Here is an 11871-nt window from a genome sequence, read left to right on the forward strand (position 1 = left end):
GGACGGCTCAAGACCGTCCCTGTGCTCTCCGCACGTTGACCTGGGCACTCTTGCTCACCCTGCCCGCAAGAGTCCCCATTGGAAGGTCAAAAAACATGTCACTACTCAGCAGGTGGCGTGGCGGCATCATCGTCGGCGCGACCGCCGTTTCTCTCGTGGCCGCCGGCGTCGTCGGCGCGCAGCTCGCGGCGGCCGACCCGCCGCCCGCGACCGGCCAGACCACCCTCACCGAGACGATGGCCGTCAGCGGCACCTTCGACGGCGGCAACAGGCGCTTCATCGGCGGCGGCGACCTCGGTGGCGGCGGCCAGGACGAAGGCCAGGACCCGCTCTTCCGGCTCGCCAACGGCGCGAGCCTGTCGAACGTCATCATCGGCGCACCGGCCGCCGACGGCGTGCACTGCCAGGGCACCTGCACACTGCGCAACGTGTTCTGGGAAGACGTCGGCGAAGACGCCGCGACGTTCCGCGGCACCGGCGCCACCGTCGTGATCGAGGGCGGTGGGGCATTCAACGCCGACGACAAGGTGTTCCAGGACAACCGGGGCACCGGCGGTTCGGTGACGATCCGCGACTTCGAGGTCGAGACGTTCGGCAAGCTGTACCGCTCGTGCGGCAACTGCTCCACCCAGGCGCGTCGGGACGTGGTGATGAGCGGCATCACCGCGACGGACGGCGACGTGCTCGTGGGCATCAACGTCAACTTCGGCGACACGGCGCGGCTGTCCGACATCACCCTGAACGGCGACATCGGCGTCTGCGACCTCTTCGAGGGCAACGACACCGGCGACGAGCCGGAAAAGATAGGCGAGGGCCCCGACGGCACATCCTGCGTCCTGTCCTAGCCCACCTCGCTGAGCGCGCCGCGCGGGGCAACCTGTGCGGCGCGCAGCGGGGTCAGGGGGTGCGGAGCAGGTGGCGGACGGTCTGGATCAGGGTCATCAGGTCGGCCGTCGCGCGGTCCGGTGACCACACCAGCCCGTACGTCATCCGCAGGTCTCCCGCCGCCAGCGGCACGAACCGCACATCCGGCCGCCGCACCGTCTCGGCCAGCAGCCGCGGTGCCGCCATCGCCCCGCGCCCCGCCGCCACCAGATCCAGGGCCGCCGGCAGGTCGTCCAGGTCGGCGGCGACGAAGTGGGCGCGCAGCCGCCCCGCCAGGGCGTGCCAGACACTGCCCGGCGGGCGGGTGCGGGGCAGTAGCATGTCGCGCCCCGCGAGCTGGTCGAACGTCACCCGGGACGCGGTGGCGAGGGGGTCGCGCGCCGGCACCGCCACGTGCGTCACCGGGATGTGGAAGCGGGCCGTCGTCGCCGTACCGCGCGGAAACGGCGTGGTCATCAACGCCGCCGCGGCCCCGCCACCGGCCAGCTCCTGGGTGGCTGCGTTCCAGCCGGCGCGACGCAGTTCGACGTCGACCGACGGGGAGCGGGCGGCCAGCCGCCGCGCCACCCGGGCCGCGAGCGCGCCGACGAGTGGGCAATAAGCGAGGCGGATGGGTCCGGTGCCGGGTTCGGCGAGCCGGGCCGCCTCTGCGGCGAACGCGGCCGCGTGCCCCAGCATCGCCTCCGCGTACGGCAACAACACCTTGCCCTCGTCGGAGAGGCGCACCTCGCGGCTGGTCCGCTCGAACAGCCGCACACCCAACGCCCGCTCCAGCCGCGCGACGGCCAGGCTGACGGCCGGCTGGGTCATGCCGAGCCGCTCGGCCGCGCGCGAAAAGCTCAGGTGCTCGGCGACCACGACGAAGCACGCGACATCACGCTGCGCCGGGCCGGCATCCACCGACCCAGTATGCCCACGAGATCCATAAGCGGCGGCAATGGAACGCCACGAGCCGCTCCCGCCAGGGCAGGATGCCGCCCGTGAAGTCGACGATTCTTGGATACCCGCGCATCGGCCCGGACCGCGAACTGAAGCGCGCACTGGAGGCGTACTGGAATGGCAGGATCGGCCGCGACGAGCTCGACCAGGTCGGTGCCGGCCTGCGGGCCCGCGCCTGGCGCAGGCTCGCGGAGCTCGGCCTGGGCGCGTTGCCGGCGGATTTCTCCGAGTACGACCATGTGCTGGACGCCGCCGTGATGCTGGACGCGGTGCCGGAGCGCTACCGGACGGCCGCCGACCCGTACTTCGCGATGGCGCGCGGCGAGGATGGCCTGCCGCCGCTGCGGATGACGAAGTGGTTCGACACGAACTACCACTACATCGTCCCGGAGATCGGCCCGGACACGAAGTTTCGCCTGGTGGCTGAGAAGCCGCTGCGGGAGGTCCGCGAGGCGCGGGCGCTCGGCCACCGGGTGCGGCCGGTGCTGGTGGGCCCGGTGACGTTGCTGCTGCTCGCGGAGGGGCCGGCGCCGCTTTCGCGGCTGGACGACGCGGTCGAGGTATACGCCGAGCTGCTCGCCGCGCTGCGTGCCGAGGGCGTCCGTTGGGTGCAGCTGGACGAGCCGGCGCTCGTCGCCGACCGCACGCCCGCCGAGCTGGACGCCGCCCGCCGCGCCTACGACCGTCTGAGCGGTCAGTCAGACCGGCCGGAGATCCTCGTTGCCGGGTACTTCGGTGCGTTCGGCGACGCGCTGCCGGTGCTCGCCGCGACCGGTGTCGAGGCAATCGCGGTGGATCTGGTGCGCGGCGGTCCCGTCGACCCGGATGCGTTGCGCGGCAAGACGCTTGTCGCCGGTGTGGTCTCGGGACGCGACGTGTGGCGCACCGACCTTGACGACGCGTTGCACCGGCTCCAGCCGTACGAGAATGTCGTGGTCAGCACGGCGTGCTCACTGCTGCACGCCCCGTACGACCTCGACCGGGAGAGCGATCTGGACCCCGCGCTGCGGGCCCGGCTGGCGTTCGCGGACCAGAAGGTCGCCGAGGTGGTCGAGCTGGCGGGCCGCCTGGCGCGTGGCGAGCGCGGCGCACCGGCCCCGCGACCCACGGCGCCCGCGACCGCGCCGCGCGACGAGCGCCGCTCGCCGTACCCGGTCCGGGTCGCCGCGCAGGCGCGACTCGGCCTGCCCGCGCTTCCGGTCACGACCATCGGGTCGTTCCCGCAGACCGGCGACCTGCGCGCGGCCCGCGCCGCGCTCACCGCCGGACGCATCCAGCAGCAGGAGTACGACGAGCGCATCGCCGCCGAGATCGAGCACGTGATCCGGGTACAGGAGCGGCTTGGGCTGGACGTCCTGGTGCACGGCGAGCCCGAACGCAATGACATGGTGCAGTACTTCGCGGAGCACCTGGACGGGTTCGCCACGACGCGACACGGCTGGGTGCAGTCGTACGGCTCTCGGTGCACCCGCCCGCCAATCCTGCACGGTGATGTGAGGCGGCCGGCGCCGATCACGGTGCGGTGGGCGACGTACGCACAGTCCCTGACGGACAAGCCGGTCAAGGGCATGCTGACCGGGCCGGTGACGATCGTTGCGTGGTCGTTCGTGCGGCGTGACCTGCCGCTGCGGGCCGTGGTCGAGCAGGTGGCGGCCGCGGTCAGCGACGAGGTACGCGACCTGGCGGCCGCCGGCATCGGCATCATCCAGGTCGACGAGCCCGCCCTGCGCGAGCTGATGCCGCTGCGCCGCGACGAGCAGAAGGAGTACCTGGAGTGGGCGGTCCAGGCGTACCGGACGGCGACCGCCGGGGCCGGCGACAGCACCCAGATCCACACGCACCTGTGCTACTCCGAGGCGTCCGACGTCGCTGGCGCGATCGACGGGCTCGACGCCGACGTGACCACGATCGAGTCGACGCGTTCGGGCGGGCGGGTGCTGGGTGCGCTGGGTGAGTTCGAACGCGGGCTGGGCCCCGGCGTCTACGACATCCACTCGCCGCGCGTGCCCGGCGTCGACGAGGTGACCGAGCGGCTCGCGGGTGTGCTGCGCGCCCTGCCCGGCCTCTCGGCGGATCGGGTCTGGGTCAACCCAGACTGCGGCCTGAAGACCCGCACGTACGCCGAGGTCGAGCCCGCGCTCGCGGCCCTGGTCGCCGCGGCATCCCGCGTGCGCCCGAGCTGAGGGCTAGGGCCTGTATCAGCGCCGGGCCTGCTGGGGCAGGGCGGTCTGGGTGCCGACGTCGCGCTTCCACGTCTGCACGTATGTCGCCGCCGTGATCCGCTCGACGTCGTCGAGCTGGAGTTCGTTGGTGACGAGGTCGACCAGCTCGGTGTGGTCGCGTCCCGGGTCGGCGGCGGGATGCCGGTCGAGTGTCGTGTGCACCAGCCGCCGCAGCGACTGGCCCCGCTGGGCGGGCACCACGCGACCGCTGTCCTCATTGGACGGATTGGCGACGACGCGGGCGTCTTCCTGGTCCCTGGCCGGCGCGGGCACCGCGCGGCTGGTGGTTGCCCGTGGCCGGCGGCGGGGCGGCTCGGGAGTGGCGTCCGGCGGGGCGCCGATGGGGGAGCGCAGCTCCTCCAGCTCGCGCCGGACGGCGGCGAGCACCTGGAACTCCGCGCTCGCCTCGGTCAGCGCGGCCGAAACCGGTGCCCCGCCAGGCCGGCGCGCGGGACGGCCTGGCGCGGCAGGCGAGTTGCCCTCCGTGCCGTCCGGCGCGAGGGCATCCGCGTATGGATCGGTGCCGCCCGAGCCGGCCCGATCCGGGCCGCCCGGCCACGCGGACCTGTCGGTGCCGAGCGCGTTGCCCGCGGCGACCGGACCGATCGCCAGGGCATCGGCCCCGCCATCCAGGGCCGCACCATCCAAAGCCCTGCCATCGAACGCGGCGCCATTCAAGGCCCCGCGATCAGCGGCGGCGCCACCCGAAGCCGTGCCGCCCAGATCCGTGTCATCCAAGGCCGCGCTATCGAGTGCCGAGCCGCCCGTGGAGGTGGCCGAGCCGGTGCCCGCGACGAGCGAGGCCGCGTCGTGGGTGGGCGGGGCGAGGCGGGCCGGTGCCAGGTCGATGGCGATCAGGTCGGTGAGGCCGTCGTAGTCGGCGCGCCGGGTCAGCCCCGCCGCGATCTCCTCCAGGTCGTACACGGCCAGCGCGATGTCCGCCGTCGCCGGGTCGACCGCGGACCGGATCTTGCGGTGCAGCACCTTGGCGATCGCCGTGTGCCGCCGCTGCCGGGCGACCTCGGCGCGCGCCGCCGCCAGCGAACCGTACAGGCCCAGGGTCGGGTCGGCCTTGGCCATCGACTTTGCCCGCCGGGTGAGGAACGGGTGGCGCAGCCAGTGGCCGCCTACCTCGTATGCGGGCGTGGTGGGCGGAAGGTCGCCGGTGGCGCGGAGCCGGTCGCGGCGCTGGTTTTCGGTGTGCGTCAACCACACCAGGTAGCCGAGCGCTGACATGCCGGCGAAGAAACCGCCGAGGAGGTGATCGCTGTGTGCAAGCCAGTTGAACGCGACCGCACCTACCGCGATCGCGGCCGACAGCAGCCGGGAGCCGATGGCGCGCTCGCCGAGGCGGCGGCGTACGTCGGCGTTGGCGAGCACGACGATGCCGCCCAGTTCCAGCGCGCCGACCGCCGGTATCGCCGCCGCGAGCGGGATGCCGAGGGCCTCGACGGCGCCGGACACCTGGCCGGCGAGCGCGACGAGCAGCACGACCACGTAGAAGCCCTGGCGCATCACCGAGGCGCGGCGCACCGCGCGCTGGAGTGCCGCGTCGAGGGTCTCCACCGCGTGTGTTCGCCCGCTCACCCGAACTCTCCCATCGTCGATCGTCCTCGCGGGAGACTACTGGCCCGCGAGCGGATCATGGTTACGGCACACGTCCTGCCGGGTGCCAACTTGGTGTCGGACGCCGAGATAGGGTATGTGATCAATGGATGCGATTCGAGTACTGAAGCACGGCGGCCCCGAGGTCCTGGAGCCGGCGGAGGTCGATACGCCGGAGCCCGGCCCTGGTCAGGTGCTGGTGCGGCTCGCCGCCACCGGTGTGAACTACATCGACATCTACTTTCGCACCGGGCAGTACCCGAGTGAGCTGCCGCTGACCCCCGGTAGCGAGGGCGCCGGCGCCGTCGTCGCCGTCGGTCCTGGCGTGACATCGCCGGCGGTGGGCGACCGGGTGGCGTCGACCAACCTCGCCGGTTCGTACGCGGGGTACGCGCTGGCGCCGGCGAACCGGGTCGTGCCCGTGCCGGACGGCGTCTCCGACGAGCAGGCGGCGGCCAGCCTGTTGCAGGGCATGACCGCGCACTATCTGCTGCTCGACACGGCACCGGTGCGCTCCGGTGACACCGTGCTGGTGCACGCCGCGGCCGGTGGCATGGGCCTGCTGCTGACGCAGCTGGCCAGCCGCCTAGGCGCGCGCGTGATCGGCACGGTCTCCGCCCCGGAGAAGGAGAAGCTCGCGCGCCAGGCGGGCGCCGCCGAGGTGATCGGGTACGACGGCATCGCCGCGAAGGTGCGCGAGCTGACCGGTGGCGCGGGTGTGGCGGCGGTGTACGACGGCGTCGGGCGGACGACGTTCGACGAGAGCCTTGCGAGCCTGCGCCCGCGCGGCATCCTCGCGCTGTACGGTGCGGCGAGCGGCCCGGTGCCGCCGTTCGATCCCCAGCGGCTGCATCAGGGCGGGTCGCTGTTCCTGACCCGACCGACCCTCGCGCACTACATCGTCGAAGACGAGGAGCTGCGCCGCCGCGCCGCCGACGTGTACGGCTGGGTGGCCGACGGCTCGCTGAGCGTGCTCGTCGGCGGCCGGTACCCGCTGGCCGAGGCGGCCCGCGCGCACACCGACCTGGCCTCCCGCCGTACGACGGGCAAGCTGCTGCTGATCCCATGACCTGACAGGAGGTGCGATGGCGGCTCGCATCGTGCCGCACGAGGAGCCCTACCATCCGCGTGTCAAGGCGTTGCTGGCGAGCATGGTTCCGCCCGACCTTCCGCCGCTGCGCGTGATGCGGACACTGGCCCGCAACGGCCCGATGGCCCGCGCCATGACTGACTGGATCGGGTACGAGCTGAGCGACGCGATCAGCGTCGACCTGCGCGCCCGCGAGCTGATCATCACGCGTACGTGCGCGCGGTGCGGCTGCGAGTACCAGTGGGGGCTGCACATCGCGGTGTGGGCCGAGCGCGCCGAGCTGACGGCTGGGCAGATCCGTTCGATCGCGCACGGCTCTGGTGCCGACCCGTGTTGGACGGATCGGCGCGACCGGCTGCTGCTCGACTTCGTCGACCAGTTGCACCAACGCTCCGATGTGGACGATGTGCTGTGGGCGGCGCTGTCGGAGTACTTCACCGAGGAGCAGCTGCTGGACCTGCTCGCGCTGTGCGGCTGGTACCACACGGTGAGCTTCCTGGTGCGGGCGGCGCGGATCGAGCGGGAGCCCGGCATCCCCGGCTTCGCCGACGTCCGAGGCTAGGGCACGAGCTGGATCTTGCGCCCCACGCCCTCAGTTACCGCCCGCGGAACCTGTCGGTCGCGGCCAGCAGCGCGCCACGCATGTCCGGGTGACCGGCCCCGTGCGCGGCATCGCCCACCACGACCAACTCGCTGCCCGGCCACCGCTGGGCGAGTTCCCAGGCGTCGTCGAGCGGGCTGCTGATGTCGAGGCGCCCGTGCACGAGCACGCCCGGGATGCCGGCCAGCTTCGCCGCCCCGTCGGGCAGCTCGTCGTCGTCCAGCCAGCAGCCGTTGCTCCAGTAGTGGGTCACCAGCCGCGCGAAGGTCATCCGGAACGCCGGGTCCTGGTACCGAAGGTCGGGCTTCGGGTCGCGGCCGGTGGCCACGTGCGTGTCCTCCCACTCGCACCAGGCAACGGCTGCGCGGTCCCTGACCTCCGGGTCAGGGTCCGCGAGCAGGCGGGCATAGGCGCCGGCGAGATCGCCGGCGCGCTCCTTCTCGGGTACGACGTCGCGGAACCGCGCCCACTCGGCGGGGAACACCCGACCCATCGATCGTGTGATCCACTCGGTGGCCCGGCGGGGCCGGGTGGGGATGCTGAACAGGATGACCTCGGTGACGCGGTCCGGATGCCGTTCGGCGTACGCCAGCCCGAGCACCGAGCCCCACGACCCGCCGATGACCAGCCACCTGTCGATCCCCAGGTGCTCGCGCAGCCGCTCCAGGTCGGCGAGCAGGTGGTGGGTGGTGTTGGTGGACAGGTCGGTGGTCCACTCGCCCGCGTCCGGGGTGCTGCGGCCGCAGCCGCGCTGGTCGAAGAGCACGACCCGGTACGCCTCGGGGTCGAAGAACCGCTGCCAGAACGGCCCGCACCCCGAGCCGGGCCCGCCGTGCACGGCCACGGCCGGCTTACCGTGCGGGTTGCCGCGGATTTCCCAGTACACGCGGTGGCCGTCTCCGACGTCGAGCAGGCCGTGATCGTAGGGTGCGACTTCCGGGTAAAGATCCACCCGATCACGATATAACAGCGCTGTTAGTTCGCTGTACCGTTTAAACCAGGTACGGCACGCCGCTGGCATCGCAGCGGATGCGCATGGGCACGGCCTTCGGCCCGCCGAAGGTGACGCCCACGGTCTGCGCCGGCCCGGGTACGACTTTCCGCACCGTGTAGCCGTCGGCCGGCTCCCAGCTCAGCGCCTCGGCCGTCGAGCCCACGCACTCGGCGAGCACCGTGCCGCCGGCGGAGGTCAACGTGCGCTGCTTGGCCGCTACCGGGGTGGCTGTGATCGTGGCGGTCTCGGCCGGCCGGGTGGGCGCGGCCGTGCGCGGCGAGGCCGTGACGGCACCCGTCTTGGTCGGTTTGGGGGCGGAGGTGGTGCTGACCGGTCCGCCGTCACCGGCTGGGCCGCCGGGCTGGGGGGTCGGCGTCGGGCTTGCCGAGGGGTCCCTGGCGTCGCCCGCGCTGCCGCCCGGCGGGACACTGTGGGTCACTTCAGCCTCGGCGACGGACTGGTCCTTGACGGTGGGCTCGAGGACCAGCATCACGGCGGTGATCGCGAGGATCGCGACGGCGCTGGCGGCAGCGAACACCAGCATCCGGCGCTGCCCGGTGCGCCGCGCCCGCACCGCCGCGGTGGTCGCGTCCGATCCTGGGCCCACGGGCGCCCCGGTCCCAGGGACGGCCAGCGCCGCGCCCGCTTCGCTCATGGCGGCCGGCTCGGGAGTGCTGGTGGCGGACCCCGCCGCTATCGACGCGGCAGCGGCGAGATCGGTGGCGACCTCGTTGGCGGTGGGGCGGTCGGCAGGGTTCTTCGCCAGGCAGCGCCGCGCCAGCTCGACCACGTGCGCCGGCACCCCCTCGATGGGGGGCAGTGGCGTCGGCTCCACGTACACGTGCGCGGCGAGCATCTGCGTGGTGGTCTCGGCTGCCCATGGCAGCCGCCCCAGCAGCGCGCCATGCAGCAGCAGGCCCAGCGCGTACACGTCCGAGGCGGGCACGACGTCGCCGCCGACCAGGCGTTCGGGCGCGAGGTACGCCGGCGTACCAAACAGGTCGCTGTAGGGGTCGACGTCGTCGCGCGGTCCGGCGGCGGCCGCGATGCCGAAGTCGACGACCTTCGCGCCGCTCGGCGTGAGCATGACGTTGGCCGGTTTGACGTCGCGGTGCACGAGCCCGGCGGCGTGCGCGGCGGCGAGCCCGTCGGCGACCTCGGCGCAGACACGCAGCGCGTCAGCGGGCGGCAGCGGACCGTCGGCGAGTCGCCGGCTCAGGGTCGGGCCGCTGAGCAGCTCCATCACCACGAACGGCACGGGGTGCCCGCTCTCGGACCGCGACTCGCCATAGTCGTAGACGCTCGCGACACACGGATGGGTGAGGCGCGCCGCGGCCCGGGCCTCCGCTTGGATGCGCAGGCGGGCAACGGCGTCGGTCAGGAACCGGCCGGCCAGCACCTTGACGGCGACGGATCGGCGGAGCACCTCGTCGGTTGCCCGCCAGACGACGGACATTCCGCCCTCGCCGACCTTCTCGTGCAGCCGGTACCGGCCACCCAATGGTTGGAGCGCCTCCACAACGGCACAGTCTGCCGCACATCACCCCGGCACACCTAGCCGCCGTCTTGGCCGATCCGATGTGGACCGGCTGGACCTAGGCGTCTCGAAATAGATCGACATCGAGTATTCGCAGGTCAGGGCCGGTAGCGTAACCCTTTGTGTGGCAACGGGTACTGGTAGTGGATCACATTTTTCTGATCAGCGATGTGGCGAGCGATACCCGCGGCGGCCCGGGAGGCGCCCGAGCTCGTGGTCCTCGACGCCATGCTGCCCCGGCGGCGACGGGGCCTGGAGGTGTGCCGGCGGTTGCGCCCCGCTCCGGGGAGATCCAGAGCGTGATGCTCATCGCAATTGACCGTCCACATGCGACGGTTGTGAGCGCGCTGGCGGTGGACTCCGGCGGCTCCAGTTCCGGCGGCCTTTGCCCCGCCATCGTGCGCGGTCTGGTCGAGGCGCACGATGGCGAGGCGGCCGTTCAGAACACTCTGGGCGGATGCCGTTTCGTCATGCGGCTACCCGCTGCATGAGCTCGCGCGCCTTACAGCGGCGGGCCGACCTCGCGGCGCTCCTCGACCCGGCGGTACTCGGCCGGGTCCTCGGTCACCACTGTGTTGCGGCGGCGACCCCAGATCAGCGAGGTCATGATTAGGCCGAGAACCCCGGCCGCCATCAGGATCCAGCCGACGACGTCGAGGTCGATGCCGGCCACACTGGTCTCGAGGGCGAACGTCAGGATCGCACCGACCGCGATCAGGAAGATGCTGGTGCCGATACCCACGACCGGCCTCCTTACGTATGGGGGACTGTCATCTCACCCATACCCGCAGCGGAGCCGGCCGAACCCGGCCGGTACCACTCACAGGGAGGTCGCGACCCCCGAGGCGGTCGCGATCCGCTCACCGGTGACGAACGCGGGCGAATCCGGCGCCAGGAACAGCCATCGCGGCGATGTCGTCGGGCGTGCCCATACCTAAAAGTTCTAGGCGAGGCGCTTGCGGAACCGCACGAGCGTTCCCGGCCGGCGCCGCCGCACCACAAGCTCGTCGGCGAGCCGCCGGATGATCGCGAGCCCGCGTCCGGAGCTGGCAACGCCCGTCGAGGCCCGGGGCGCGGAGGGCCCGAAGCCCGCGCCTTCGTCGGTGACCTCGACCACGCAGGCGCCGCCGCCCAGGTGGAGCCGCAGGTGGTACCGGTCGGTGGAGCGCGCGTGGCGTACCGCGTTGCCACACGCCTCGCTCACCGCGAGCTCGATGTCGTCGCGGTCGTCGCTGGCGACATGGGCCCCTTCAAGCACTGCGCGTGTGAGATGTCGCGCCAACGGCACCGTCCACCGTTGACGGGGCAGCGTGACGCGTGCGTCGATCATTCGCTTCCCCTTCCCGGTCGCGGCGGACAAAACCGCTACATTGACGGTGCCCGCCGTTCCGGGGGCCCAAACGCGAGCCGCGGCCGGATCGTCCCAGCCGTTCCCGTCGGACGCCGCCACCTGCGTTGACTCCCCCACGTGAGGCCTAGAGCCTGTCACAGTTTCAAGGGGCCAGCGCCGCTTGCGGTGAGCGGCCCGGCGGCTGGGTCGAAACCAGCACGCCGCGTTCTGATGGGCGTCGGCTGACGCTATCGCCGACCTAGGGGCGCTATCCGACCTCAGCTCGGCAAGATCACGCCAGGCCGTCCGACCGGGCCGCACACCATGGCCGCGGCGCCTAGATCTTGGCGGGTATGGCTGACAACGCCAGCGTCAAGATCTGCCCGGTCGCGGCCACAGTGCGGCGTGGCGGGTCCTTGCCCTAGATCTTGGTGTCCGAGCGTCGCTTGGGCGACGGGTCCAGCTTCAAGATCTGGCGCCTGCGGCGATCGCGGTCCGGCCGCGCGCGAGTCAGCGCCGACCGGCTCGTCGATCAAGGAGATCCGCGTAGATCAAGGGCAAATACACGTGGTTTTGAGATCGAATCACGTGCATTTGCCCTTGATCGACGAGCAGGGGGGCCGCGGGGCGCGGGCGGCGCGGGCGCGGGCGGCGCGGGCGCCCGGGCG

The 11871-nt window shown here is 72.4% G+C and carries 10 protein-coding genes and 2 pseudogenes; 6 read left to right on the forward strand and 6 right to left on the reverse strand.

The annotated features are described in order from the left end of the window. The first annotated feature begins 95 nt into the window (after window positions 1–95). A complete protein-coding gene (locus V6V89_RS35885; RefSeq protein WP_334624096.1) occupies window positions 96–845 on the forward strand; it encodes a pectate lyase in 750 nt (249 codons plus the stop codon). A 52-nt stretch (window positions 846–897) separates the two neighbouring features. Here V6V89_RS35885 and V6V89_RS35890 read toward each other — a convergent pair whose 3' ends face one another. After that, on the reverse strand, window positions 898–1785 hold the full coding sequence (locus V6V89_RS35890) for a LysR family transcriptional regulator (RefSeq protein WP_334624097.1): 888 nt from the start codon (window positions 1783–1785) through the stop codon (window positions 898–900). Between the two features lie 80 nt (window positions 1786–1865). Between V6V89_RS35890 and metE the strand changes: the two genes are divergently transcribed. Continuing rightward, entirely contained in the window at window positions 1866–4007 is a 2142-nt protein-coding gene (gene metE, locus V6V89_RS35895; RefSeq protein ID WP_334624098.1) for a 5-methyltetrahydropteroyltriglutamate--homocysteine S-methyltransferase, read from the forward strand. A gap of 15 nt (window positions 4008–4022) precedes the next feature. Here the strand turns inward: metE and V6V89_RS35900 are convergent, their stop codons facing one another. Next, complete coding sequence (locus V6V89_RS35900) at window positions 4023–5633, reverse strand: hypothetical protein (protein ID WP_334624099.1); 1611 nt, start codon at window positions 5631–5633, stop codon at window positions 4023–4025. A 124-nt stretch (window positions 5634–5757) separates the two neighbouring features. On the opposite strand from V6V89_RS35900, the gene V6V89_RS35905 reads away from it, so the two are divergent. Next, window positions 5758–6720 carry a quinone oxidoreductase family protein gene (locus V6V89_RS35905; RefSeq protein WP_334624100.1) on the forward strand — a complete coding sequence of 321 codons (963 nt, stop codon included), beginning with the start codon at window positions 5758–5760 and terminating at the stop codon, window positions 6718–6720. 16 nt (window positions 6721–6736) lie between these two features. Continuing rightward, window positions 6737–7303 carry a carboxymuconolactone decarboxylase family protein gene (locus V6V89_RS35910; protein ID WP_334624101.1) on the forward strand — a complete coding sequence of 189 codons (567 nt, stop codon included), beginning with the start codon at window positions 6737–6739 and terminating at the stop codon, window positions 7301–7303. A gap of 34 nt (window positions 7304–7337) precedes the next feature. Here the strand turns inward: V6V89_RS35910 and pip are convergent, their stop codons facing one another. Together pip and V6V89_RS35920 are read right to left on the reverse strand one after the other, a co-directional pair. Next, window positions 7338–8294, reverse strand: a complete 957-nt coding sequence (gene pip / locus V6V89_RS35915; protein ID WP_334624102.1) for a prolyl aminopeptidase — start codon at window positions 8292–8294, stop codon at window positions 7338–7340. Between the two features lie 40 nt (window positions 8295–8334). Beyond that, the gene (locus V6V89_RS35920; RefSeq protein ID WP_334624103.1) at window positions 8335–9855 is read right to left on the reverse strand and encodes a serine/threonine-protein kinase; all 1521 of its coding nucleotides are present in this window, start codon (window positions 9853–9855) and stop codon (window positions 8335–8337) included. Between the two features lie 195 nt (window positions 9856–10050). Between V6V89_RS35920 and V6V89_RS41985 the strand changes: the two are divergent. After that, a pseudogene (locus tag V6V89_RS41985) lies at window positions 10051–10161 on the forward strand (DNA-binding response regulator); the annotation flags it as partial. An 80-nt stretch (window positions 10162–10241) separates the two neighbouring features. After that, window positions 10242–10364, forward strand: a pseudogene (locus V6V89_RS35925) (sensor histidine kinase); the annotation flags it as partial. A gap of 11 nt (window positions 10365–10375) precedes the next feature. Here V6V89_RS35925 and V6V89_RS35930 read toward each other — a convergent pair. Together V6V89_RS35930 and V6V89_RS35935 are read right to left on the reverse strand one after the other, a co-directional pair. Beyond that, the gene (locus V6V89_RS35930) at window positions 10376–10615 is read right to left on the reverse strand and encodes a DUF6458 family protein (RefSeq protein WP_334624104.1); all 240 of its coding nucleotides are present in this window, start codon (window positions 10613–10615) and stop codon (window positions 10376–10378) included. 201 nt (window positions 10616–10816) lie between these two features. Further along, window positions 10817–11203 carry an ATP-binding protein gene (locus V6V89_RS35935; protein WP_334624105.1) on the reverse strand — a complete coding sequence of 129 codons (387 nt, stop codon included), beginning with the start codon at window positions 11201–11203 and terminating at the stop codon, window positions 10817–10819. Window positions 11204–11871: the final 668 nt, after the last annotated feature.

It is taken from the genome of Micromonospora sp. CPCC 206061 (genome assembly GCF_036906915.1).
Taxonomy (GTDB): Bacteria; Actinomycetota; Actinomycetes; order Mycobacteriales; family Micromonosporaceae; genus Phytohabitans.